Origin of the sequence: Rhizobium sp. Root1203 (assembly GCF_001424945.1) — a bacterium.
In the GTDB taxonomy this organism is placed as follows: Bacteria; Pseudomonadota; Alphaproteobacteria; order Rhizobiales; family Rhizobiaceae; genus Rhizobium.
Genome location: NZ_LMCW01000002.1, coordinates 1 through 23,436, shown reverse-complemented (window position 1 = coordinate 23,436; position 23,436 = coordinate 1). Strand labels below are relative to the sequence as shown.

General features: G+C 61.9%; 27 protein-coding genes and 1 other RNA gene. 13 read left to right on the top strand and 15 right to left on the bottom strand.

Annotated features, from left to right (window positions below; all coding sequences use genetic code 11):
• Positions 1-54: 54 nt before the first annotated feature.
• Complete coding sequence (rimP, locus tag ASC97_RS03710) at positions 55-660, bottom strand: ribosome maturation factor RimP (RefSeq protein WP_057467034.1); 606 nt, start codon at positions 658-660, stop codon at positions 55-57.
• 208 nt (positions 661-868) lie between these two features.
• On the opposite strand from rimP, the gene ASC97_RS03705 reads away from it, so the two are divergent.
• Complete coding sequence (locus ASC97_RS03705) at positions 869-2,527, top strand: MFS transporter (protein ID WP_200959435.1); 1,659 nt, start codon at positions 869-871, stop codon at positions 2,525-2,527.
• Between the two features lie 9 nt (positions 2,528-2,536).
• Entirely contained in the window at positions 2,537-2,992 is a 456-nt protein-coding gene (locus ASC97_RS03700) for a GNAT family N-acetyltransferase (RefSeq protein ID WP_057467033.1), read from the top strand.
• Between the two features lies 1 nt (position 2,993).
• Here the strand turns inward: ASC97_RS03700 and ASC97_RS03695 are convergent, their stop codons facing one another.
• Together ASC97_RS03695 and recR are read right to left on the bottom strand one after the other, a co-directional pair.
• Positions 2,994-4,247 carry a lytic murein transglycosylase gene (locus ASC97_RS03695; protein ID WP_057467032.1) on the bottom strand — a complete coding sequence of 418 codons (1,254 nt, stop codon included), beginning with the start codon at positions 4,245-4,247 and terminating at the stop codon, positions 2,994-2,996.
• A gap of 8 nt (positions 4,248-4,255) precedes the next feature.
• The gene (recR, locus tag ASC97_RS03690; protein WP_057467031.1) at positions 4,256-4,861 is read right to left on the bottom strand and encodes a recombination mediator RecR; all 606 of its coding nucleotides are present in this window, start codon (positions 4,859-4,861) and stop codon (positions 4,256-4,258) included.
• 57 nt (positions 4,862-4,918) lie between these two features.
• Between recR and ASC97_RS03685 the strand changes: the two genes are divergently transcribed.
• A complete protein-coding gene (locus ASC97_RS03685) occupies positions 4,919-5,536 on the top strand; it encodes an MOSC domain-containing protein (RefSeq protein WP_057467030.1) in 618 nt (205 codons plus the stop codon).
• A 99-nt stretch (positions 5,537-5,635) separates the two neighbouring features.
• Here the strand turns inward: ASC97_RS03685 and ASC97_RS03680 are convergent, their stop codons facing one another.
• A complete protein-coding gene (locus ASC97_RS03680; RefSeq protein ID WP_082529871.1) occupies positions 5,636-6,172 on the bottom strand; it encodes an RBBP9/YdeN family alpha/beta hydrolase in 537 nt (178 codons plus the stop codon).
• A gap of 112 nt (positions 6,173-6,284) precedes the next feature.
• Here ASC97_RS03680 and ASC97_RS03675 point away from each other — a divergent pair, with 112 nt between their 5' ends.
• Positions 6,285-6,764 carry an Lrp/AsnC family transcriptional regulator gene (locus ASC97_RS03675; RefSeq protein WP_057467028.1) on the top strand — a complete coding sequence of 160 codons (480 nt, stop codon included), beginning with the start codon at positions 6,285-6,287 and terminating at the stop codon, positions 6,762-6,764.
• A gap of 20 nt (positions 6,765-6,784) precedes the next feature.
• Here the strand turns inward: ASC97_RS03675 and ASC97_RS03670 are convergent, their stop codons facing one another.
• The 4 genes from ASC97_RS03670 to ffs form a co-directional block, all read right to left on the bottom strand.
• Positions 6,785-7,396, bottom strand: coding sequence for a LysE family translocator (locus ASC97_RS03670; protein WP_057467027.1), 612 nt, complete (start codon positions 7,394-7,396; stop codon positions 6,785-6,787).
• 73 nt (positions 7,397-7,469) lie between these two features.
• Positions 7,470-7,793, bottom strand: coding sequence for a YbaB/EbfC family nucleoid-associated protein (locus tag ASC97_RS03665; RefSeq protein WP_057467026.1), 324 nt, complete (start codon positions 7,791-7,793; stop codon positions 7,470-7,472).
• A 22-nt stretch (positions 7,794-7,815) separates the two neighbouring features.
• Positions 7,816-9,684 (bottom strand): DNA polymerase III subunit gamma/tau, encoded by a 1,869-nt coding sequence (locus ASC97_RS03660; RefSeq protein WP_057467025.1) that lies wholly within the window; start codon positions 9,682-9,684, stop codon positions 7,816-7,818.
• 46 nt (positions 9,685-9,730) lie between these two features.
• An RNA gene (gene ffs / locus ASC97_RS32530) (signal recognition particle sRNA small type) lies at positions 9,731-9,827 on the bottom strand.
• Between the two features lie 89 nt (positions 9,828-9,916).
• Between ffs and ASC97_RS03655 the strand changes: the two genes are divergently transcribed.
• The 5 genes from ASC97_RS03655 (at position 9,917) to ASC97_RS03635 (ending at position 12,763) form a co-directional block, all read left to right on the top strand.
• Entirely contained in the window at positions 9,917-10,327 is a 411-nt protein-coding gene (locus tag ASC97_RS03655) for an HIT domain-containing protein (RefSeq protein ID WP_057467024.1), read from the top strand.
• Complete coding sequence (gene nudC, locus ASC97_RS03650) at positions 10,324-11,286, top strand: NAD(+) diphosphatase (RefSeq protein WP_057467023.1); 963 nt, start codon at positions 10,324-10,326, stop codon at positions 11,284-11,286. Before ASC97_RS03655 ends, nudC begins: the two co-directional genes overlap by 4 nt.
• A 9-nt stretch (positions 11,287-11,295) precedes the next feature.
• Positions 11,296-12,000: a helix-turn-helix transcriptional regulator gene (locus ASC97_RS03645; protein WP_057467022.1), complete on the top strand. Its 705-nt coding sequence runs from the start codon at positions 11,296-11,298 to the stop codon at positions 11,998-12,000.
• Positions 12,001-12,053: 53 nt separating this feature from the next.
• Positions 12,054-12,275 (top strand): hypothetical protein, encoded by a 222-nt coding sequence (locus ASC97_RS03640; protein WP_244481392.1) that lies wholly within the window; start codon positions 12,054-12,056, stop codon positions 12,273-12,275.
• A gap of 119 nt (positions 12,276-12,394) precedes the next feature.
• Positions 12,395-12,763, top strand: a complete 369-nt coding sequence (locus tag ASC97_RS03635) for a VOC family protein (protein ID WP_057467020.1) — start codon at positions 12,395-12,397, stop codon at positions 12,761-12,763.
• Between the two features lie 38 nt (positions 12,764-12,801).
• Here ASC97_RS03635 and ASC97_RS03630 read toward each other — a convergent pair whose 3' ends face one another.
• Positions 12,802-13,665 (bottom strand): prephenate dehydratase, encoded by an 864-nt coding sequence (locus ASC97_RS03630; RefSeq protein WP_057467019.1) that lies wholly within the window; start codon positions 13,663-13,665, stop codon positions 12,802-12,804.
• A 10-nt stretch (positions 13,666-13,675) separates the two neighbouring features.
• Positions 13,676-14,431, bottom strand: a complete 756-nt coding sequence (locus tag ASC97_RS03625; protein ID WP_057467018.1) for a 3-deoxy-manno-octulosonate cytidylyltransferase — start codon at positions 14,429-14,431, stop codon at positions 13,676-13,678.
• A 154-nt stretch (positions 14,432-14,585) separates the two neighbouring features.
• Between ASC97_RS03625 and ASC97_RS03620 the strand changes: the two genes are divergently transcribed.
• Positions 14,586-15,161 (top strand): c-type cytochrome, encoded by a 576-nt coding sequence (locus ASC97_RS03620; protein ID WP_057467017.1) that lies wholly within the window; start codon positions 14,586-14,588, stop codon positions 15,159-15,161.
• A 57-nt stretch (positions 15,162-15,218) separates the two neighbouring features.
• Here the strand turns inward: ASC97_RS03620 and ASC97_RS03615 are convergent, their stop codons facing one another.
• The gene (locus ASC97_RS03615; protein WP_057467016.1) at positions 15,219-16,166 is read right to left on the bottom strand and encodes an AEC family transporter; all 948 of its coding nucleotides are present in this window, start codon (positions 16,164-16,166) and stop codon (positions 15,219-15,221) included.
• Positions 16,167-16,585: 419 nt separating this feature from the next.
• On the opposite strand from ASC97_RS03615, the gene ASC97_RS03610 reads away from it, so the two are divergent.
• Complete coding sequence (locus tag ASC97_RS03610) at positions 16,586-17,578, top strand: adenosine kinase (RefSeq protein ID WP_057467015.1); 993 nt, start codon at positions 16,586-16,588, stop codon at positions 17,576-17,578.
• Here ASC97_RS03610 and ASC97_RS03605 read toward each other — a convergent pair.
• A complete protein-coding gene (locus tag ASC97_RS03605; RefSeq protein ID WP_057467014.1) occupies positions 17,571-18,110 on the bottom strand; it encodes an SH3 domain-containing protein in 540 nt (179 codons plus the stop codon). The genes ASC97_RS03610 and ASC97_RS03605 overlap by 8 nt on opposite strands.
• 179 nt (positions 18,111-18,289) lie before the next feature.
• Here ASC97_RS03605 and ASC97_RS03600 point away from each other — a divergent pair, with 179 nt between their 5' ends.
• Positions 18,290-19,291 (top strand): 2-hydroxyacid dehydrogenase, encoded by a 1,002-nt coding sequence (locus ASC97_RS03600; protein WP_057467013.1) that lies wholly within the window; start codon positions 18,290-18,292, stop codon positions 19,289-19,291.
• Here ASC97_RS03600 and ASC97_RS03595 read toward each other — a convergent pair.
• Genes ASC97_RS03595 through recF form a run of 3 tightly spaced genes read right to left on the bottom strand, consistent with a single transcriptional unit; the run spans position 19,288 to position 21,760 of the window.
• Positions 19,288-19,821, bottom strand: a complete 534-nt coding sequence (locus ASC97_RS03595; protein WP_057467012.1) for a GNAT family N-acetyltransferase — start codon at positions 19,819-19,821, stop codon at positions 19,288-19,290. The genes ASC97_RS03600 and ASC97_RS03595 overlap by 4 nt on opposite strands.
• Positions 19,818-20,642, bottom strand: a complete 825-nt coding sequence (locus tag ASC97_RS03590; protein WP_057467011.1) for a molybdopterin-synthase adenylyltransferase MoeB — start codon at positions 20,640-20,642, stop codon at positions 19,818-19,820. The genes ASC97_RS03595 and ASC97_RS03590 overlap by 4 nt, the downstream gene beginning before the upstream one ends.
• Entirely contained in the window at positions 20,639-21,760 is a 1,122-nt protein-coding gene (gene recF, locus ASC97_RS03585) for a DNA replication/repair protein RecF (protein ID WP_057467010.1), read from the bottom strand. Before recF ends, ASC97_RS03590 begins: the two co-directional genes overlap by 4 nt.
• A gap of 187 nt (positions 21,761-21,947) precedes the next feature.
• Here recF and ASC97_RS03580 point away from each other — a divergent pair, with 187 nt between their 5' ends.
• Entirely contained in the window at positions 21,948-22,658 is a 711-nt protein-coding gene (locus ASC97_RS03580; protein WP_057467009.1) for an LssY C-terminal domain-containing protein, read from the top strand.
• The last annotated feature ends 778 nt before the right edge of the window (positions 22,659-23,436 follow it).

Here is a 23,436-nt window from a genome sequence, read left to right as displayed (position 1 = left end):
TCTCTCCGTCTAGGCGTCCGGGGTTCCCGTCCCTGGAGCCACAAGTTGATCGGTCTATTCTTCGTCTTCCGTTTCGTTCTGGTTCGCGGCCTCTGCCTTCGCCAACTTATCGGCGCGCAGTGCATCGCGGATCAGATCGTCGGTCAGAATGAGCTTTGCATCGCTGAGCGCGGTGAAAGGAATTTTGACGTTCTGGTCTTCGCCTTCGGCAACCTGGTCACGCTCAAGCGTGAAACCATCAGCATCCGTCTCGAGAATCTTTCCACGGAAGCGTTTGCGATTGCCGATCATGATCGACGTTTCGCACTTCACAAGGTGTCCCTGCCAACGGGCAAAATCGGATTTCCGCACCATCGGACGGTCGATACCGGGCGAGGACACTTCCAGATGATACTCTTTATCGATCGGATCTTCCACATCCAGAACAGGAGAAATGGCCATCGAGACTTCTTCGCAGCCTTCGACGTTCATCGTTCCGTCGTTGCGTTCGGCCATGATCTGCAGCGTGGCGCCGTTCTGGTTCATCATGCGGACACGGACCAAACGGAAGCCCATGCCGACAAGCACAGGTTCGATAATGTCGGCAAGGCGCTGGTCAAGCCCGGTCTCAGTGATCAGCCGCGGCTCAAGTTGATTGTCTACGTTCGTCGGATCCGACAAGCGGGGCGCTCCTAGCAATTTCATGCATTTCGGATGATCGCGGTAATAAAAAAGAGCGGGTCCTTGCGGCCCACTCTTCATCAGTACGATCAAGATTTGAGAGCCATATAGGCCCGTTTTTACGAAATTGCAAGGTCCATCGCCAAGCCTGGGCCGAGCGAGCGAATGTGTGGCCAGCATGATCATTCGACATATATTGATTTGGAAGATGCAGGGCAATCGCACGGGAGGGATCGTGGCGTACAGTTCCACAACATTGGCGCCCCTGCGGCACGAGACCTATCGAACCATCTGGTTTGCCAGCATCGCGTCAAACTTCGGCGGACTCATCCAGGCCGTGGGTGCTGCCTGGATGATGACGACGATTACCTCCTCAGGCGACATGGTTGCGCTGGTGCAGACGTCGATCGCACTGCCGATCATGCTGTTTTCGCTCGTGTCCGGTGCGCTTGCCGACAGCTTCGACCGACGCCGGGTGATGCTGGCGGCGCAATGTTTCATGCTGGCGGTATCCGCCCTTCTCAGCATCTGTGCCTATCTCGGCTGGCTTTCACCCTGGCTGCTGCTCTTCTTCACCTTCCTGATCGGGTGCGGCACGGCGCTGAACAACCCGTCCTGGCAAGCGTCGGTCGGGGACATGGTGCCTCGCACAGACCTGCCGGCAGCCGTGACGCTCAACAGCGTAGGATTCAACATCACCCGCAGCGTTGGGCCGGCGCTCGGCGGTGTCATCGTGGCCGCCGCCGGTGCCGCAGCCGCATTTGCGGTCAACACGCTGAGCTACTTTGCCTTGATTTATGCCTTGTTGCGGTGGAAGCCCGTCGTTGCCGCCGCGACGTTGCCGCGCGAAGCCCTCGGCAGCGCCATCTTTGCCGGGCTTCGCTACATCTCGATGTCGCCCAATCTCCAGAAGGTGCTGCTGCGCGGCTTTATCTTCGGCATCGGCGCAAGCTCCGTTCTGGCACTATTGCCGATCGTGGCGCTCGAGCTCGTCACCGGCGGACCGCTGACCTATGGCCTGATGCTCGGCTCCTTCGGCATCGGCGCGATCGGCGGCGCGGTGCTGAATGCGCGCCTGCGCGAGCAGTTCACAAGCGAGACGATCGTGCGCCTGTCCTTTGCAGGCTTTGCGCTCAGCGCGATCGTTGCCGCCTTGAGCCCAGTCGCCGCGCTCACCTGCGCCGGCCTGATCGTTTCAGGCGCATGCTGGGTGCTTGCGCTGTCGCTTTTCAACACGATCGTGCAGCTCTCGACGCCCCGCTGGGTGGTCGGCAGGGCGCTGTCGCTCTACCAGACCGTCACGTTCGGCGGTATTGCCGGCGGAAGCTGGCTCTGGGGCATTGCTGCCGATCGCTACGGCGTCGCCGATGCGCTCCTGTTCTCCGCCGTCGTCATGCTATTGGGCATCGTCGTCGGGCTGCGCTTTTCCATGCCTGCTTTCGCATCGCTCAATCTCGATCCGTTGAACCGCTTTACCGAGCCATCGCTCGGGCTCGACATCACGCCGCGCAGCGGGCCGATCGTCGTTCAGGTCGACTATGAAATCGGCGACGACGATCTTCCCGAATTCCTGATGCTGATGGGCGAGCGCCGGCGCATCCGCATCCGCGACGGCGCCAGGAACTGGGCGCTGATGCGCGACCTGGAGAAACCGGGCAGCTGGACCGAAACCTACCATACGCCCACATGGGTCGAATATATCAGGCACAACCAGCGCCGGACCCAGGCGGATGCCGAAAACACCGATCGCCTGCGGGCCCTTCACTGCGGCGAGGCTGCGCCATCCGTACACCGCCTGATCGAACGCCAGGCTATTCCGCCGAACGACGACGTCTTTTACAAAGCGCCGATCGATCTGCATCACTGAGGCACATCAATGCATAGCTTCCGGGCCGCACGGCGCTCCGACCTCGCTGCCATCATCGAGCTGCTTGCCGATGACAATCTCGGCAAGACGCGTGAGATCGTGTCCGATCCGCCGGATCCGCGCTACATCGCGGCATTTTCCGCCATCGATGCCGATCCTAACCAATTGCTGGCGGTTGCCGCAGACGACGGCGATCGCGTTGTCGGCTGTCTGCAACTAACCTTTCTTCCCGGCCTATCGCGGGCCGGAATGTGGCGCGGTCAGATCGAGAGCGTGCGCATCGCAAGAAGCGTCCGCGGCTCTGGTCTAGGATCGCGTTTCATCGAGTGGGCAATCGAGCGATCCGCGGAGCGCGGCTGCAGGTTGGTGCAGCTTACCTCCGACAAGATGCGCCCGGATTCGATCCGCTTCTACGAGCAACTCGGCTTCGTTGCGAGCCACGAGGGCCTGAAGCGCAATCTGTAAGCTACTTCAGCTTGCCGATCATCGGCGCTTCGGGATAGCAGGTAGGGTTCATGCCGGCCTTTTCCTGCCATTGGCCGATCGAGCGGCGTGTCTTGTAGCCGGGCAGACCGTCGGTACCGCCAACATCGTATCCTTTCTTCTCCAGCGCCTTCTGCATGGTGGCGACGTCCGAGCGCAGCATCTTGCCAACATCGCCCCACGGCCCCTGGAAAGCGCCGGAGCCATTGGCGATCCGATCGGCGAGATTGCCGATGTAGAGGGCGTAGAGGTCGGAGTTGTCGTATTCCTTGATCACGTAGAAATTGGGAGTGACGATGAATTCCGGCCCGTCGCGACCGGCCGGAACCAGCATCATGCCGCTTGCCGTCTTTTCATCCGACGGAAAGGCCTTGCCCGTCACGCGATCGATCCCCAACGACGCCCAGTGCGAAATCGGCTTGGCGAGATCGGGGCCTTCCTGCGCGCAGGACACCTGCTCGGGAATCGTCACTTCGTAACCCCAGCCACGACCGCGCTGCCAACCCTTGTCGACAAGGAAATTGGCGATCGACGCCAGCGTGTCGGGAACGGACGTCCAGATGTTGCGATGCCCGTCCCCGTCGAAATCGACGGCGTATTTGAGGTAGCTGGTCGGCATGAACTGCGGCTGGCCGAGCGCGCCTGCCGACGAACCCTTGAAGCCGGCAGGCGTCACATCGCCACGATCTATGATGTGAAGTGCCGCGATCAGTTCGGTGCGGAACATGTCCTTGCGGGTCGACATGAAGGCCTTGGTGGCCAACACCTCGATCGCCGAGTTTGGAATTTTCGCCGCGCCGAAACCCGTCTCGCGCCCCCATATCGCAAGCACGACCGAACTCGGCACGCCATAAGTCTTCTCGATCTTCTTGAGGGTAGAGGCGTATTGCGAGGCGAAGCCGCGTCCTGTCGCCGCCAGCCGCTTCAGGCGGTCGTCATTGAAATAAGGTGCCGGCGAGGAAAACTCGGCCTGCGTCTGTTTCTGCTGCTTCGGTGGCGGAAAACCGGGAGGAGCGAGGTCGGTCAGGCTCCAGTTCAGCTCGACGCCGGCGAACGCCGCCTGAAACGCCTTCTCGGAGATACCGTTCTTCCGCGCTTCAGGCCAGAGATCGGCTTGCACCCACCGTTCGAACTGCGCTTCGACGTCGGCCTTCGACGCAGACAGGACAGGCAGACACGAGAGGGTCAGAAACGCCGCGCTCACGACGAAAAGGCGGCTGAAAATGCGCTTCCCCATGCTTCCCCCTAGATCGCAGTCCGTGCTCGGAGCGCCGCCGTCAGCGTGCCTTCGTCGAGATAATCAAGTTCGCCGCCCACCGGCACGCCATGCGCCAACCGCGTGATCTTCACATCCAATCCGACAAGCTGATCGGTTATATAGTGTGCTGTTGTTTGGCCCTCGACCGTAGCGTTGACCGCGATGATCAGCTCCCGAATGCCGCCTGCACTCACCCGCTCGATCAGGCCGCGAATATTCAGGTCATCCGGCCCGACGCCATCGAGTGGCGAAAGCGTGCCACCGAGAACATGGTAGGCGGCATTGAGGGCGGCAGCGCGCTCCAACGCCCAGAGGTCGGAGACATCTTCGACGACGATGATGACGGATCGGTCGCGCCGTTCGTCGGTGCAGACTGTGCAGGGGTCGACCGTATCGACGTTGCCGCAGCAGGAGCAGATCTTGACCTTGTCGTAGGCTTCGCCCATCGCATTCGACAGCGGCCCCAGCAACTGGTCCTTCTTCTTGATCAGATGCAGGGCAGCGCGGCGCGCGGAGCGCGGGCCGAGGCCCGGCACTTTAGCCAGAAGCTGGATGAGTTTTTCAATTTCGGGGCCGGTGACTCGCTTTGCCATGAGCGGTTATTACCCCATATGTGGGCAAAACGGAAACAGACAAGGACGCCGGATCGCATGAAAATCCTCGCCGTCTGCATCGGCAATCCGGAGAGGCTGTCGGGCAAGAGCTACAAGACCGGGATCAACAAGCATGCGGTCGGCGGCAGCGTCATGGTCGATCGGGAGGGGCTGGTCGGCGACGCGATCTGCAACAGGAAACATCATGGCGGGGTAGACCAGGCCGTCTATCTCGAGGGCTCGATCACCCTCGACTGGTGGTCCGGGCAATTGGGATACGCGGTCGCCCCCGGCACCTTCGGCGAGAATCTCGTGATCGAAGGGCTCGACAACAGGGCAGTTGCCGTCGGCGACAGATTCATAGCCGGCGATCTTGTGCTCGAGGCGACGGCGGCGCGCATCCCTTGCGCCACCTTTGCCGCCAGAATGGGCGATGCCCAATTCGTCAAGCGGTATACGCACGCGGCGCGGCCCGGTGTCTATTGCCGCGTCATCCATGGCGGCGTGGCAACCGCCGGTGAGCCTGTCGAGGTTCGCCCGTTCGAAGATGCAAGGGTGACGATACCAGAGATGATCGCTACCTTCGGCAAACGGCTGTCGGCCGAGGACCTGGCCCGGTATCTCGCCGCACCGATCCACTACAAGCTGCGCAACATTCTGGAAGCACGGCGCTAGAGTATTTCCGCTATTCTTCGAAACGCAAAAACGCTCTATCTTTTTTGATTCTAGGCAATTCCGGACGCAGAACCACGACGCACTTTTGCTGGAATTGCTCTAGCCGAGACCGGCTTCAAATGCCGCCAGCGCCGCCCTTCCCTCCGGCCAGTCTCCGAGACCGCTGCTGCCGTTGAGGTGGCCGTGAGCACCTGCATCGATGAACGCACTGCCCCATCGGGCTGCCAGGGCGTAGGAATAGGCAAGAGTACCATAGGGATCGCTGCTGCTTGCAACGACCATTGAGGGAAACGGCAGCGCAAGGGTGGGAGGATGGCCGAAACCTGCAGCCTCCACTGGAAAAACCGGCGAGGCAGGATCGGGAACAGCAACCAGAAACGCACCGGCCGCGCTATGGCTCGTGCGCTGCGCCCAGTATGCGACCAGCAGGCAAGCGAGGCTATGGGCGACGATGAGCGGCGGTTCGGCCGATTTGGCCATCTCACGATCAAGCGCTTCGATCCAATCGTCCAGCATGGGCAGATCCCAACTCGAGGGTGCAAATCGGCGCGCTCGCGGCTCGGCTTTTTGCCACCGCGACTGCCAATGCTCCTCGCCCGACCCGCCGATTCCCGGCATGATGATTACCTCTTTCATCGCATTTCCTTTGCTGTTGCCTCGGCCGCAAACTGCATGAGATAGTCGGCGAACGACATAGCAAACCATCGGATAGCCACGCCGTCTGCCGATAGATTGAAGGTGAACGTCAATGTCTGATTTCATTGAGCGGCAGCTGGATCCCACCGATATGCTGATCGTCGAGATCATGCAGGCCGACGGCCGCATTTCCGTTTCGGAGCTGGGGCGTAAGGTCGGCCTCTCGCAACCGGCGGCGTCCGAGCGGCTGAAACGGCTGGAGGAGCGTGGGATCATAGAGGGTTACGGGGCTCGCGTCAGTGCCGCAGCACTCGGCCTAGGCATGATGGCGGTCATCCGGTTGCGGACGACCCATGAGCATATCCGTGCCTGCCTTAAGCAGTTTTCGGAGATGCCGCAGGTGATCGATGTATTGCGGCTGACGGGCGAGGACTGCTTTGTTTTGAAGGTGCTGGTCCCAACTCCTTCGGAGCTTGAAACCATCGTCGACAGCATTGCCCGCTACGGTGCCGTGACCACCTCGCTCGTGCTGCGCAGCGAGCCGCCGAAGCCGATAGGAAGAGACCTTTTGCGGCTCGCGCGGGGGCGCTGATACCCCCGCGGCTGCGTGAACTAGCGCATGGCGATGGCAACGGCGGCACCGGCCATCGTGCCGGCGCTCACGCGATTGGCGATGCGGACAGCGCGCCGGCTCTTCAGGAACGCTCTCGCCTTTGAAGCAAGCAGCGCCCAGCCGAAATCGATCGCAACCAACACCAGCAGCATCGTTGCGACGAGTTCGGCCCAGCCGGCGATCGTTACTGCACCGATGTCGATGATCGACGGCAACAGCGCCATGTAGAACATCATGATCTTCGGATTGCCGAGCGTCACCGTCATGCCTGCGAAGAAAAGCTTCCGCGCAGATTGCGCCTCAGGCAGCGTTTCATGACTGTCGCCCGGCGAGGCAAACCACATTTTCCAGGCAAGATAGAGAAGGTAGCAAACGCCCAGCCATTTTATACCGACGAAGGCGTAGTGAAAAGTCTCGGCAATCGCGGCAAGACCGGCAACGGCGCTGGTGAGCCAAATCGCTTCGCCGAGCCACATGGCGGCGAGAAACGGAAGCACATCGCGCGCTCCCTTGGAGATCACCCGGGCGACGAGCGCGGCCACGCTCGGACCTGGAGTGCCGGCGCCCACGAACAGCGCGCAGGCAACGACGAACAAGGTGGTCAGCGTCATCTGCAATCCTCCCATTGCGAAAAGCGGAGGGAATGTCGTTGAACGACATCCCTCTCAATCCTCTTCGAATGGATCAGAACGGCATCTTGAAGCCGGGAGGGATCGGGAGGCCTGCGGTCAGCGCCTTGGTCTTCTCGGCAGCCGCAGCTTCCGCCTTGTCCTTGGCGTCCTTATGGGCGGCAACGATCAGGTCCTCGAGAATCTCGACGTCCTCCTCCTTGAAGAGCGACGGATCGATCTTCAGGCTCTGCATTTCGCCCTTGCCGTTGAGGATGACGGTCACCAGACCGCCGCCGGACTTGCCTTCGGCGTGGAGCTCGGCGATTTCCGCCTGCATCTTCTCCATCTTCGCCTGCATTTCCTTGACTTTGCCCATCATGCCCATGATGTCGCGCATCGTCCTACTCCTTCTTCGTCACTCAGAATTCTAGATCGTCGCCGGGGAGGATGTCGCCATCTTCGGATTCGGCGGCGGCGGGCGCCGGGACGTCCTCTTCCTCCGGCTCCGGCGCTCTCACACGCACGTCGATAATCCTTGCGCCGGGAAACTGTGCGAGGATCGCGGCGACGTCAGGATCCTGCCGCGCGTCGCTCACCTGCTGTTCCTTGGCGCGGGCTTCCGCCTCGACCATGGTCGGCTGGCCCGGGTCGCGGCTGAGGCTGACGATCCAGTGGATGCCGGTCCAGTCCCTGAGCTTGACCGCCAGTTCGTTAAGCAGCGTCGGCGGAGCGCCATCCGTCAGGTTCACGTCGAGGCGGCCCGGCTCGACGCGGACCGGGCGGACGAAGGTGCGCACCAGCGCCTTGATCTTCGCATCGCGCTTTTCGGAAGCCAGATTGACGACGTCGCCGATCGAATTGACTGCAACCAACGGCTTCGGCACCTCGGTCGGCCTGGTCTCGACGCGGCCGACGGGCATGTCCTGCGGATCGGGATTGGGGACGGAGCGCAGCACCGCTGTCGAGCCGGAGGGCTGAGGGCGCGGCGTGGCATCGGTTGCTCTGGCCGCAACGCCTGCCTGATAGTTTACCGTCGTGCCATTGCCGCCGCCGTTGCCCGACGGTACCGTCGGCCGGGCGCCTGCGTTGTTTTCGGAAAGGTCGGCCAGGCGGCGCGCAGCATCTTCGGGTGCAGGGAGATGCGCGGCATGGGCGAGCCGGATCAGCACCATTTCGGCGGCACCGGCGGGACGCGAGGAAGCCTCCGCCTCCGGAATTCCCTTCAACAGCATCTGCCAGATACGCGACAGCGTCGTCACTGCAATACCTGTTGCGAATTCGGCTGCCTTGGTGCGCTCGATCTCGCTCAGCGAAGGATCGTTCGCCGCGTCCGGCACGTATTTCAGCCGTGTCACCAGATGCGTGAAATCGGCAAGATCTGTGAGAACCGCAACCGGGTTCGCCCCAGCCTCGTATTGGCTCTGGAACTCGCCGAGCGCTGACGCGACATCGCCTTTGACGACGTGATGGAAGAGATCGACGATACGGGCGCGATCGGCAAGGCCGAGCATCCCGCGCACGGCTTCGGCCAGCACTGCACCGCCCCCATGGGCGATCGCCTGATCGAGCAACGAGAGGCCGTCGCGCGCCGAGCCTTCGGCTGCGCGAGCGATCATTGCCAGAGCGTCCGGTTCGGCCTCAATGCCTTCCTTGGACGCGATCGTGGTGAACAATCCGACGAGATCGGACGCGCTGATGCGGCGCAGGTCGAAGCGCTGGCAACGCGACAACACCGTAATCGGAACCTTGCGGATTTCGGTGGTTGCAAAGATGAACTTCACATGCTCCGGAGGCTCCTCGAGCGTCTTCAGCAAGCCGTTGAAGGCCTGTGTCGAGAGCATGTGCACTTCGTCGATGATGTAGACCTTGTAGCGCGCCGAGACCGGGCGGTAGCGCACCTGCTCGATGATCTCTCTGATATCGTCGATACCGGTGTGCGAGGCGGCGTCCATCTCGATGACATCGACGTGGCGGCCTTCCATGATCGCCTGGCAGTGTTCGCCGGGGATACGAAGGTCGATCGTCGGCTTGTCGATCTCAGATGTCTTGTAATTGAGGGCGCGCGCCAGAATACGCGCCGTCGTCGTTTTCCCGACTCCGCGAACGCCGGTCAGCATATAGGCCTGGGCGATGCGGCCGGTCTCGAAGGCGTTGGTCAACGTCTGGACCATCGGCTCCTGGCCGACCATCAGATCCGTGAAATCCTTGGGGCGGTATTTGCGTGCCAGCACCCGGTATCCGGTGCCCGTCGAGGCGGCATCTTTTGATTGTCGCTCGGTGTCGCTCATCGCCCTGCTTAGCGCCCGGACTTACCGGGCAAGGATGGAGAGAAGGGTGGGAGGCTGGCACGATGACCCGTGCCGGGCTCGTTAGGGCTGCTTCCTTCCGGACCTGACCCGGTTGGCGAGTGGCTCGTCCACCACCAACCTCCCGGATGCACATATCGGCAATATCGCCATCAAAAGCAAGCCAAGCACAAAAAAAACTGCTAGCCTTTGGAAAACTCTGGAGGAATACCTGTTGGACGTCTTCACGCTCGACCCCCGGCTTCAAAACGACAGCAAGAGTGTCATGCAGACCGGCCTCTGCGACCTCAGGCTGTCGGCGGATGCCCGTTGGCCTTGGCTGATTCTCGTCCCGCGACGAGCCGATATCACCGAAATCTTCGAGCCTACGCCGCTTGATCAGGTGCTCCTGACTTTCGAGATCGAGCTGGTCGCTTCAGCCCTCAAGACGATTACCGGCGCGACAAAAATCAACGTCGGGGCTCTTGGCAACGTCGTCCGCCAGCTTCATGTTCATGTCATTGCCCGCTTCGAAGGCGATGCCAATTGGCCGGGCCCCGTCTGGGGATTCGGCAAAGCCGAACCCTACGAAGACGCAAAGAGAGATGCATTGATAGAGACGTTGCGGGAAGCCCTTTCATCATGAGCCGTTCGCTTTTCGATTCGGATGTACCACATCCGGAACCCAGTAATCTGACAGCATTTGCCGCCAATGACCTCATCCGCGATTCCGAGCACCGCAACGAGAGCTCCGTGGACAACGCGCTCGCCAAGGAAGGCACACATATCTTTGCCTTCACCGGCGACAAGCTGGTGCTGAAGCACGACGGTCAGGTTCTCGATCCGCTGTTTGCGCGCTACGAGCTGAAGGATCTGCGTCCTGACTGGGACGAGACGATTCTGCTCGGTTACCGCAAGACCGGCGAACCGCGCCTTGCCGTTCCGGTCGGCGTTTCCGAGGAGGAACTTGCCAGCCAGTACAAGCCCGCCGACGGTCGATCGCTGTTTCGCGACATGCTGGTCGACGACGTTCTGCTCGGAGAATTCGCGCAGGGGGCCAGCCTCATTCGCTGGAACCGGGACAACAGGTTTTGCGGCCGTTGCGGCTCGACAATGGACATCCATATCGGCGGCTACAAGCGCGTCTGCATCGCCTGCGAGCACACCATCTTTCCGCGTACCGATCCCGTCGTCATCATGCTGACGATCGACGAGGAGCGCGATCTCTGCCTGCTCGGCCGCAGCCCGCATTTCGCGCCGGGCATGTATTCCTGTCTCGCGGGCTTCGTCGAGCCGGGGGAGACGATTGAGAATGCCGTTCGCCGCGAGACGCTCGAGGAATCGGGCATTCACACGGCGCGCATCCGCTACCATGCCTCGCAGCCCTGGCCGATGCCGCACACGCTGATGATCGGGTGCTATGCCGAGGCAAAGTCGACCCACATCAAGCGCGACGAGCAGGAGCTGGAAGACTGCCGCTGGTTCTCGCGCGAGGAAACAATCGAGATGCTCCAACGCCCCGGCACCAACGGCCAGGCGCCGCCGCCCAAGGGAGCGATCGCCCATCGCCTGATGCGTGACTGGGTAGAGTGGAAAGAGAGATAGGCCCGTGCCATGGCACGCTCTGAACGCCTGCTGACATTGCTGCAGACATTGCGCCGTTACCGCCGTCCGGTCAGCGGCGCCGTCCTGGCTGGAGAAACGGGCGTGAGCATCCGCACGCTCTACCGGGACATTGCGAGCCTTCAGGCACAAGGCGCCCAGATCGAGGGCGAGGCAGGCCTTGGCTACATGCTGAAGCCGGGCTTCATGCTGCCCCCGATGATGTTTTCACAGGATGAGATCGAGGCCCTGGTCCTCGGCTCACGCTGGGTGGCAAGGGCTGCCGATCCGCGGCTTGCCGCGGCCGGAGCCGATGCATTGGCCAAGATTGCGGACGTTCTGCCGCGCGACATGCGCGACGAAATCGAAACCTCGACGCTTCTCGTTCACCTGCGCCCGCCGGTCGCCGAAAAAGCCGATCTCGAGGTCATTCGCAAGGCGATCCGAACGGAGCGCGTTCTCAAATTGACCTACACGGACGAGAGCGGGCGGGCGTCCATCCGCAATGTCTGGCCATTCGCGCTCAGCTATTTCGAGCGGGTGCGCGTGATGGTGGCCTGGTGCGAACTGCGGAAGGACTATCGCCATTTCCGCACCGACCGTATCGTTGACATGGCCTCTCAGGACGTACGCTATCCACGTCGGCGCGCGGTGCTTCTGAAGGAATGGCGCGACCAGCAGGACATTTCGTCCGAACACGAGAGGCTACTGCCATAAACTGACAGCAGCCTGCGCTATTATCGGGATCAATCCAAACAGGAGAACCGATCATGGCACGCCTAAACATCTCCCAATCGACGTGCGACAACCGCGTTGTCGAGGACGCTCCCACCTATGCGGGGCCGCAGTCCCTCATGTTGCGCATGATGCTTGATGCGTCCCGCAGAATGGTCCGGACTGGCTATCCGCAACTCGATCTCGACTCCATGTCCGTGTACATGAAGCGCGACCTCGGGTTTGCCGATTGCGGCAACCCGCACCGCGAGCAATAGCCCCCGCAGCCGACGGACCACTTCAAAAAGCCGACAAGCGCCGAACGATACTGCCATAAATTGGCAGTGTCGGTCGGAAGAAGCGTGCAAATCATTCCAACAGACCGAGGGACCACGATATGAACAGCCCAAACCTGATTATTCTCTACGTCAAGGATCCGGCGGAAAGCGCCGCCTTCTACCAGAACCTGCTTGGCCGCGAACCTGTGGCCGCCGCTCCAAACTTCGTGGCGTTTGCGCTGGACGGCGGCTTCACGCTCGGGCTATGGCGCCTGAGCAAGGTGGAGCCGCAGCCCTCCGCAATCGGGAGCCGGGCGGAAATCGCATTCATGGTTCCCGGCGAAAGGGGCGTGGCTGAGGTCTATGACGATTGGCGGCAGCGACGGCTGCCCATTGCGCAGGATCTAACCGTCATGGACTTCGGTCCGACCTTCGTCGTCCTTGATCCGGACGGCCACCGGTTGCGCGTCTGCGAGCCGGACAAGTAAGCCGCATGAAAAAAGGGCGCCGATCTTGGCGCCCTTTTTTATGACTTCTGCAGCTGGCCACGCATGGGGTGCCCCTTGTAGACGCCCAGGATGCGCACCTTTTCCGAGAAGAACCGGAGCTCCTCCAGGGCGCGCCGGACATTGGCATCGTCCGGATGGCCTTCGATATCGGCATAGAACTGCGTGGCTACAAATTTGCCGCCGAGCTGGTAGCTCTCCAGTTTCGTCATGTTGATGCCGTTGGTCGCAAAGCCGCCAAGCGCCTTGTAGAGGGCGGCTGGGATATTCCTGACGTTGAAGACAAAGGTCGTGACCAGCTTCTCCTCCTCCGAATCCCGGTGAGCCCATTCCTCGTCCCGTGACAGGACGACGAAGCGGGTGACGTTGTTTTCCGTATCCTCGACGTTCTCGGCGACGATATCGAGGCCGTACAGGTCTGCGGCGAGGCGCGGTGCGAGTGCCGCCATCGTCCGGTCGCCGGTCTCCTGCACGAGCTTTGCGGCGCCCGCCGTGTCGCCGGCGACGACGGCCTTCCAGCCATTGGCGCGAACGATCTTGCGGCACTGGCCAAGCGCATGGATATGGCTGTGCACGGTGCGGATCTCGTCCTTGGTGACGCCCGGCAGCACCATCAGCTGGAAGCGGATCGGCATGAAATATTCGCCGATGATGTGCAGGCGCGATTCGGGCAGCAGGTGATGGATGTCTGCGACGCGGCCGGCAATGGTATTCTCGATCGGGATCATGCCCAGGTCGGCCTCGCCGTTGTCGACGGCCACGAAGGCATCCTCGAACGTCTGGCAGGGCAGCGGCTCCATGGTCGGAAACATGTCGCGACATGCCATGTCCGAATTCGCGCCGAAGTCGCCCTGGAAGGCGATCCTGTTGGTGTCGATGTTCATAGGAGATCCGTCAGTTCGATTTTGCGGAGAGAATGCGCCGCGCCTTTTCAAGGTCGGCGGGAGTATCGACACCGAGTGGAACCGTGTCAACGATCTCGACATCGATACGCATGCCCGCCTCGAGGGCTCGCAGCTGCTCCAGTGATTCGCGCACTTCGAGAGCGGACGGGCCGAGCGAGACGAAACGCTCGAGGGCCGCCCGGCGGTAGGCATAGAGGCCGATATGGTGGTAGAGCGGGCCGTTTCCCCAGGGTGCCGTCGCCCGGGTGAAATACAGCGCCCGCAGGCGGGTCTCGGAGAGCGGCGAGCCGATGACCTTTACAATTTGGGGCGCGGTCTTGTCTGCTTCGTCCTCGATTTCGATCGTCAGCGTGGCGATATCGACCGTCCCGTCTTCCAGCGGACGCAGCGCCGCGCGGACCGTTTCCGGCTCGATCGTCGGCAGATCGCCCTGAACGTTGACGATGAACTTCGCGCGGCCCTGGGGATCCACCTTCTGGAGCGCCTCGTAGATCCGGTCCGAACCGGACTGATGGTCCTTGCTGGTCATGACGACTTCGAAGCCGGCTTGCGACACTACGTCGAAGACCTGCTGGTCGTCCACTGCCACGACCACCCGTCCGAGAGCTGCGTCCCTGGCCCTCAGTGCGACCTGGACAACCATCGGCAGGCCGCAGATGTCGGCGAGCGGCTTGCCCGGGAGCCGGGTCGAGGCCATGCGGGCCGGAATGAGGACGAGCACGTTGTCTAAATTTGGACTGGTCATTGTTCGGGCCTTCAATTCCGGGCGGAAAAGTGTCAAAAAGTCTCACGCAGTAGACCATTTAGACTGTTGCAACAAATAGCCAAAAGACATAGGTTCCGCGCGATTTCAAGATGGTCCGGTTTTATGTCTGCCGGCTGCGAGGGGAGCATTGCAGATGAATTCTTACGTGAATACGGCAGTGGGGGCGCTGCTCGGAACGGTTTTCGTTCTGATGTCGGTCTCCATCGCGTCGGAAGGAATCTTTCATTCCGAGAAGCCGGAGAAGGAAGGTTTCGCGATCGTTGCCGAAGAGGCGTCCGCCGCGGGCGGCGGTGAAGCAGCACCCGCTGCCGCTGTTCCGATCGCACAATTGCTTGCCAAGGCCGACGCCAAGGCTGGCGAGACCGTCTTCAAGAAGTGTCAGGCCTGTCATGACGCCACCAAGGGGGGGCCCAACAAGGTTGGACCGAACCTCTTCGGTGCCGTGGATCGCCCGATCGCAACGCATGAAGGCTTCGCGTATTCTTCCGCAATGAAGGACTTCTCCAAGGGCGGCAGCGAGAAGTGGACCTTCGACCACCTGAACCATTTCCTGGCCGCTCCCAAGAAGTATGTTGCCGGCACGGCAATGGGCTTTGCCGGTCTGCCGAAGGATACCGATCGCGCCAACGTCATCCTGTACCTGCACACGCTGGCCGATTCGCCGGTTCCGCTGCCGGATCCGAACGCACCCGATTCGGCGACGCAGTGACGCTCGCAGTACAATGATGACGATCGAAGCCCGGCCGCAAGCCGGGCTTTTCGTTGGCTATGCGCCAAGCAGATAGGCCCAGAAGGATACGGAGATGGCACCGAGTGCCGTGGTCACCGTTATCGTCGAGGCTGCCAGGCTATGTCCGACGCCGAAGCGGTTGGCAATGAGCCAGGCGTTGACGCCGGTCGGTACGGACGAAATCAGCACCAGCGCCGCCGTCCAGTCGTTGGCGAGCCCGACCAGGTGACTGGCAGTCCAGACGCAAGCCGGAAGCAGCAGAAGCTTGAATGCGGATGTAACGCTGGCAATGCCGACATTGCCTGAGATGCCATATTTCTGAAGCGCCATGCCCAGCGAAATGAGCGCGACGGGACCGGCCACGCCGGCAATCTGATCGACGATCATCTCCACCGGTCCCGGCATTCGGAGACTCAGGAGATGCATGACGGCGCCTCCCGCAAGGCCGACCACCAGCGGATTGCGGATGAGATTCTGGGCGACCTGGCGGATCAACCTCACGACACTGCGTTCCTGTCCGCCCGCGATCTTGTGCTCGGCGCGCTCCATCAGGATTGTGCCGACGATCATCATGACAGGCAGATGGACCGCGATCAGGATGGAAAGCGGTACAAGTCCCTTGTCACCAACGGTGCGCTGCACAAGCGGAAGGCCGATGAAGATGGTGTTGGCGAAAGCCGACGACACGCCGGCGAGGACACCGATGCGATCGTCCCGGCCGAAGAACCGGGTTGCCGCGACATGAGCCGCAAACCAGGTCACTGCGACGCCGGAGAAATAGGCGATCCACAGGCGAAACGGCGACGCCCCGTGAAAATCGGCCTCCGCGATCGTTCGGAAAAGCAGCAGGGGAACGGCAATCTTGAAGACGAATTCGCTGAGCGCGTCGCCAATCTCCGCCTTCATCAGTCCCGCCTTGACGATCAGCCAGCCGATCAGAATCATCACGAAGATGGGGAGGACGTCGAAAATGATGGCTGACATCTGGAAGTGCTGCCTTTGCATGCGGATGGCAAAGGTCTAGCAGCAAATCGTCGGCGGTGACAAACGCGAATGGCCGCAACGTCTTGTGCCAGCGACAAAAAAAAGCGGGCCATGCCCGCTTTTCCGCATCCGACCTTGCCGGATAACCGGCCTGCGATGCTGCCAGTTCATCCGTGGTCAGCGTCGCTCCGGTATCGTCGAAGGGTATCATTCCCTTCTGTATTGGCTACGGCCCGCAGGCCGCTCATGCCAATCTCGTTGACGCTGCTTATAATCATCGAAAATGACAGGCGCGTGACGTCGCCGCGGCATTTTTTGCGCAGGGAGGGGCGGCAGAGACGGCATTTCTTCTTCCCATGCGGCGAAAATCCGCTAAGACCGACTACCGGCCACCATCAAAAACCGGGACCTCCCATTACATGACCAAATTTGACGTTCTGACTGTCGGCAACGCCATCGTGGACATCATTGCGCGTTGCGACGAGCAGTTCCTCATTGACCACAAGATCACCAAAGCGGCGATGAATCTCATCGACGCCGAGCGCGCGGAGCTTCTCTATGCCCATATGGGCCCGGCGCTTGAAGCATCCGGCGGCAGCGCCGGCAATACGGCAGCAGGCATTGCGAGCTTCGGCGGCAAGGCAGCCTATTTTGGAAAGGTGGCCGAGGATCAGCTTGGAGAGATCTTTGCGCACGACATCCGGGCGCAGGGCGTTCACTACCAGACCCAGGCGAAGGGCACGTTTCCGCCGACCGCCCGTTCCATGATCTTCGTCACCGAGGACGGCGAACGCTCGATGAACACCTATCTCGGCGCCTGCGTCGAGCTTGGCCCGGAAGATGTCGAGCCGGACGTCGTGGCGCAGTCCAAGGTCACATATTTCGAGGGATACCTCTGGGATCCGCCACGCGCCAAGGAAGCCATCCGCGACTGCGCCCGCATCGCCCACGAGAACGGCCGCGAGATGTCGATGACGCTCTCGGACAGCTTCTGCGTCGATCGCTACCGCGGCGAGTTTCTGGATCTGATGCGATCGGGTACCGTCGACATCGTCTTTGCCAACCGCCAGGAAGCGTTGGCGCTCTATGAAACCGACGATTTCGAGGAAGCCCTGACCAGGATCGCGAAGGACTGCAAGATCGCGGCTGTGACGATGAGCGAAGACGGTGCCGTGATCCTCAAGGGGACGGAGCGCTTCTACGTCGATGCGATCAAGATCAGGGAGCTGGTCGATACGACAGGGGCAGGCGATCTGTTCGCCGCGGGCTTCCTTTACGGCTATACACAGGGCCGGACGCTGGAAGATTGCGGCAAGCTCGGCTGCCTTGCCGCCGGCATCGTCATCCAGCAGATCGGACCGCGGCCCATGAGGTCGCTGGCCGAGGCGGGGAAGCAGGCAAGCCTTACTTGAAGGCTTCGCCCGGGTAGGCACCCCAGACTTCCGACTGCGCCACCCAGCCTTCGGCGCCGTCGGTCTTGGCAAAGCACCAGTCGCCGTTGCATTCGCCGATGTTCATCATGACGCCCGGCTCAAGTTTGGCGACCACCGTCGACGACGGCAGGGCCTCGCGCCGCATGTTGACGAAGACGCCTTTTCCCTTGCCCTTCATCCACGGTGCGGCAATGGCGGCGCGGGAACCGGAGAGCAGCGACTGGTTGACCCATCCCGAGGTGCCATCGGCATCGCGGATCTGCCGCCAGTTGTCGTATTCCTGAATGATCTCCACCGGCAGGCCTGCCTTCAGATACATCCAGGATGCGGCAAAATCCGTTCCCGGACCGATGCGAAGGTTGACGCGCTTGGACTTCAGCGTGACGAAGCGCGGCAATGGCAGGCCGCTCGGACCTTTTGCCGCCTGGGCGAAACTCAATTCGGCGGTTCCCGCCGAAAGCACGAAACCGATCGCAATGGCGAGGCATGATTTCAGGACTGTGCTGCGCATGGGGCTTCCGTTCGCTCGTATTCAAGGCATTCTGCTGCCTGATGTCCGGGCTTCGATTTGGCCGCACGCTGAACGAGTTTTGTTTGTCTTCGCGCGCGGGTCTGGTAGAAATTGCCCGGAACGGGGAAATTATCCCGCGTCTTGGTTAAGGACCTCTGAACAAGGCAGCTCCGGCGGACATGACGACGAAGAAAAAACCGAAGGTCTACATCACGCGCAAGCTGCCGGATGCGGTCGAGACACGCATGCGCGAGCTCTTCGATGCCGAACTCAACATCGATGACACGCCGCGCTCCGCGGCCGAACTGATCGCGGCGATGCAATCGGCCGACGTGCTGGTGCCCACGGTCACCGACCGCATCGACGCCACCCTGATCGAGCAAGCCGGGCCGCAGCTGAAGCTGATCGCCAGCTTTTCGAACGGGACCGACCACATCGATGTCGAGGCGGCAGCCCGCAAGGGAATCACCGTCACCAACACGCCGAACGTGCTGACCGAAGACACCGCCGACATGACCATGGCGCTCATTCTCGCCGTGCCGCGCCGGCTCGGCGAAGGTGCGCGGGTGCTGACGGACCAGCCCGGCGAATGGGCGGGATGGTCGCCGACCTGGATGCTGGGGCGCCGCATTCACGGCAAGCGGATCGGCATCGTCGGCATGGGCCGCATCGGCACGGCGGTTGCTCGGCGCGCCAAGGCCTTCGGGCTGTCGATCCACTATCACAATCGCAAGCGGGTGAGCCCGGCGACGGAAGACGAACTCGAGGCGACCTATTGGGAAAGCCTCGACCAGATGCTCGCCCGGGTCGACATCGTCTCGGTGAACTGCCCTTCGACGCCGGCTACCTTTCACCTTCTGTCGGCCCGCCGCCTCGCGCTGCTGCAGCCGACGGCCTACCTGGTGAATACGGCGCGCGGCGACGTGATCGACGAGGCGGCGCTGATCAAGAGTCTCAGGGAAGGCAGGCTGGCTGGCGCGGGCCTCGATGTTTTCGAGAACGAGCCGGCCGTCAATCCGAAGCTGATCAAGCTCGCCAACGAGGGCAAGGTCGTGCTGCTGCCGCATATGAGTTCGGCGACGATCGAAGGCCGCATCGACATGGGCGACAAGGTGATCATCAACATCCGCGCCTTCATCGACGGTCACCGGCCCCCGAACCGGGTGCTGCCGGGTCGCTAGACCAGTTCCGTTTTAGGCAATTCCGGACGTAAAACCGCTTCGTTGCGGGAACTGCTCCAAGCCGCGAGCGATTTGCGCATCTCGATCGATGTCGTCGTGACGAAGCCGGGATGCGCGTTTTCCGCGGTCTTCGAAAAGCCCCACCGGGAAAAGACTGCGTGGTTTTCGACAAGCTCGATGCGCGTTTCCAGCCTGAGGGCAGGCAGGGCGAGGGATCGCGCCGTCTGTTCCGCGACAGACAGAAGTTGCCGCCCGATGCCCCTGCCCTGGGCGTCGGGCGCGATCGCCAGTTTGCCGACATAGAGGCAACTGCTCTCGGGCCGCAGGAAGACGCAACCGACCAGCGCCTCGCCTTCGAGCGCGATATGGACGATCTCCGCCTGCGCTTTCCCGGCAAGCGAGGCCGCCGTCAGCTCAAGGGCCGAAGATGGCGGATCAATCCGATCCTTCATGTAGGCGAACGAGGACAGAATCAGTGAAAGAAGCTCCTGCCAACGGTCGAAGTCAGCATCAAGGCGACGGATTTTCATGACGCCTGACTCTGCCTCGGGCGCCGCCGCTTGTAGCGGATCGTATCGAAGCGGGCCGACAAGGCGTCATAGAGCAGCAGCCGGCCGACGAGGGGTTCGCCCGTGCCGGTCACCAGCTTGATCGCCTCCATGGCCATCAACGTTCCGATGACGCCGGTCAGCGCGCCGACGACGCCGGTTTCAGCGCAGACCGGGATGAGGCCGGCGGGCGGCTTTTCCGGGAAAAGATCACGGTAGGTGGGATTTTCGATGCCATCGGTGCCGGTCTCGTACGGCTTCAGGACCGTTACCGATCCGTCGAAGCGGCCGACCGCGCCGGTGACAAGCGGGATCCGCGCGGTTTCCGCGGCATCCGCCGCCGTGTAGCGCGTGTCGAAATTGTCGGATCCGTCAACCAGCAGATCGAAGCCGGAAAGATGACGCCTCGCCGACTCTTCGGTGAACCGTTCCTCGAAACGGATCACCTTCACATGCGGATTGAGCCTCGCAATCGCAAAGGCAGCGCTTTCGGTCTTCAGTTCGCCGATGGTGCCGGAATCATGGATGACCTGACGCTGCAGGTTGGAAAGCGAGACCAGGTCGTCATCTGCAATACCGAGCGTGCCGACCCCGGCGGCCGCGAGATACTGCAGGATCGGCGCGCCGAGACCCCCGGCGCCGATGACGAGCACGCGCGAGGCCTTCAACTTCTGCTGACCCGCTCCGCCGATCTCAGGAAGCAGGATATGGCGCTGGTATCTGGCGATTTCTTCAGGGCTCAAGGGTTCCATGGACCCGATGCTACCATGGCCCCGGGCAAGGGGGAAAGCGACATCCGTCATTCGAAAACCCTTCCATCGGCAATGGTGAAGAACTGTGCCCGATCCCCGAGCGCGGAAAACATCGCCCGGTCCGTTCCGGTCATGAAGGCTTGGCCCCCCAAGGCATCGATGAGGTCGAACAGCGCGGCGCGGCGGCCTTCGTCGAGATGGGCGGCGATCTCGTCCAGCAGCAGGATCGGGGCGTGGCCGGTAAGATTGCCGACGAGCCGGGCATGCGCAAGGATCAAGCCGACCAGCAACGCCTTCTGCTCGCCGGTCGAACAGCGCGCCGCTTCCATCTGCTTGTCGCGATGGCGAACCAGAAGATCGGCGCGGTGCGGACCGTCGAGCGTTCGCCCGGCAGCGGCGTCGCGATAGCGGCTTTCCGCGAGCATCGCGGTATAGTCGTCCTCGAGATCGACGGCCGGGCGGTCGAACTGCCCGTCCATGAAACCGGCAAGCTCCAGCGAGGCCGAGGGAAAGGGCGAGGTTTCGCGCGTTTCCCCGATAAGGCGGCTCAGAAGCCCGAGCATTTCCTGGCGCGCCAGCGCCATGGCGATGCCAAGGCTCGCCATCTGCTGCTCAATGCCGGAGAGCCAGGACGGATCGAACCGGCGCTCGTCGAGCAGCTTGTTGCGGCTGCGCATGGCCCGCTCGAAGTCGCCGGCACGGCGGCCGTGGGCGGGATCGAGCGACAGGACGAGCCGATCGAGAAAGCGACGACGCTCGGACGAGCCGCCGGTAAACAGTCCGTCCATCGAAGGCGTCAGCCAGAGCAGGCGCAGATGATCGGTGAGTTCGTCGGCGGTTCTTGCGGGCGTGCCGTTGATGCGCAGCCGGCGCGAGGCCGTGTCGTCGGTGGTGTCGAGCCCGGTGCCGATCTCGACTTCACCCTCCATGCCGTCGAGCTCGGCAAAGACGGAGAAGGCGGTCGCTCCGATGCGGGTGACGTCCCCATAGGCAGCGCGCCGCATGCCGCGACCGGGTGACAGGAAGGAGACTGCTTCCATCAGATTGGTCTTGCCGGCGCCATTGTCGCCGGTCAGCACGACATGCCGGCCATCGAGCGACAATGCCGCGGCCGCATAGTTGCGGAAATCGGCGAGCTTGAGGCGGGAAATGGTGACCTTGTGCGGCATGCGATATCCGGATTCGTGACGGCTGAGAGCTAAGCGCAACAGGCAACAATGGCAAGGGCGGCCGCCCTCGCCGATGCCGACGACCGCCTGAACCGGATCGTCGCCGGGTCCGGTTGCAATTTGGACGATTACGCCGGGAGACAGTGTGATATAAGCGTATGGGGGGCAGGAGGCGACACGGACGGGGATGAGACATCGCACAAAAACGCGGATGGCAGTAAGCGGGCTGGTGATCCTGCTGGTCGCCTATCTGCTTGCCGCCTATTTCATCGTTCCCGAAATATGGATTCTTCGCGATGCCAGCCGCGTTGCCGACTTCGGCAAAATGGTGACGACCACCGAACAGGATATTCCCGGAGATCCGATCAATGTCGGCCTAGTCGGTTCGAAGGAAGAGGTAATCCGGGCGTTTGCGGCCGCGAGGTGGGATCCCGCCGACAAGATCACCTTGCGGACTTCGGCTGAAATCGGATTGAGCGTCGTGCTCGATCGGCCCGACCTCGATGCACCCGTGAGCCCGCTGCTGTTTGAGGGCCGCAAGCAGGATCTGGCATTTGAGAAGCCGGTCGGCAAAAGCGCCGATGAGCGCAACCATGTGCGTTTCTGGTTGACCCCCAAGGACGGTGCGGACGGGCGCCCGCTGTGGCTGGGGTCGGCAAGCTTCGACCGAGGTGTCGGATTCAGCCACGACACAGGGCAGATCACCCATCACATCGGCCCGGATATCGATGCGGAGCGGGATTTGACGATCGGTGACCTTCTCAAGGCAGGACAGCTCTCCTCAACCTACGAGATCCCCGGCATCGGAGCGACGAAAACCGGCCGCAACGGTGGGGGCGATCCATACTTTACCGATGGGAGGGCCCTGGTCGGGGTGCTTCGCGGCAAGGACCGATAGCGGAACGACTGAGCCGCGGTGCGTCGGAGGTGGCAGTCGCAGGCGGCACGAACGGCACGGCTTCTCGGTCACGCGGCTTCATCACGCGTGGTTTGGCCATGCCTGCTCACTCGCACGGGGCGCTGGAAATTGCCGCGATTGAGTAAAAATATGGCGCTTCCCAGCGCCCCGTTCGGCGGTTTATGCCCGCAACTCCGGTCTCAAAATATGGCGCTTCCCAGCGCCCCCCATGCCTGCTCACTCGCACGGGGCGCTGGAAATTGCCGCGATTGAGTAAAAATATGGCGCTTCCCAGCGCCCCGTTCGGCGGTTTATGCCCGCAACTCCGGTCTCTCTGCATTCCCCTCCCAATTTTCGCCGGGGGAGACGCTTGCGCTTCCCCCGGGGACCAGGTGTGCCGCACAAGCACGTCCGGAGCTCAACTCGGCAAAGCCGCCGTCTCCGGAGGGAGACCATTTTCTGCGAACCCGGTGCCTGAGGTTTTGCGTCCTCCCCCCCACGCCCCGCGCCGATCCCGCCTCGCCGCAACGCCTTGCGGTGTATCCGACGACGGGACGCGGAGATTGTGGAACGGGTTCGGGGAGCGGGGATGATCTGGCGCGATATTTCGGCTAAGCGATTGATTATGCTCAGCCGATAGTGCAGAATCRTCCTCCTTGTTTCTGTGCTTTCCACGTCGTTCCTTCGCCCATGCCAACCTCATTCCTTCCTCCTTGTTTCTGTGCTTTCCACGTCGTTCCTTCGCCCATGCCAACCTCATTCCACGATCTGGTAGCCG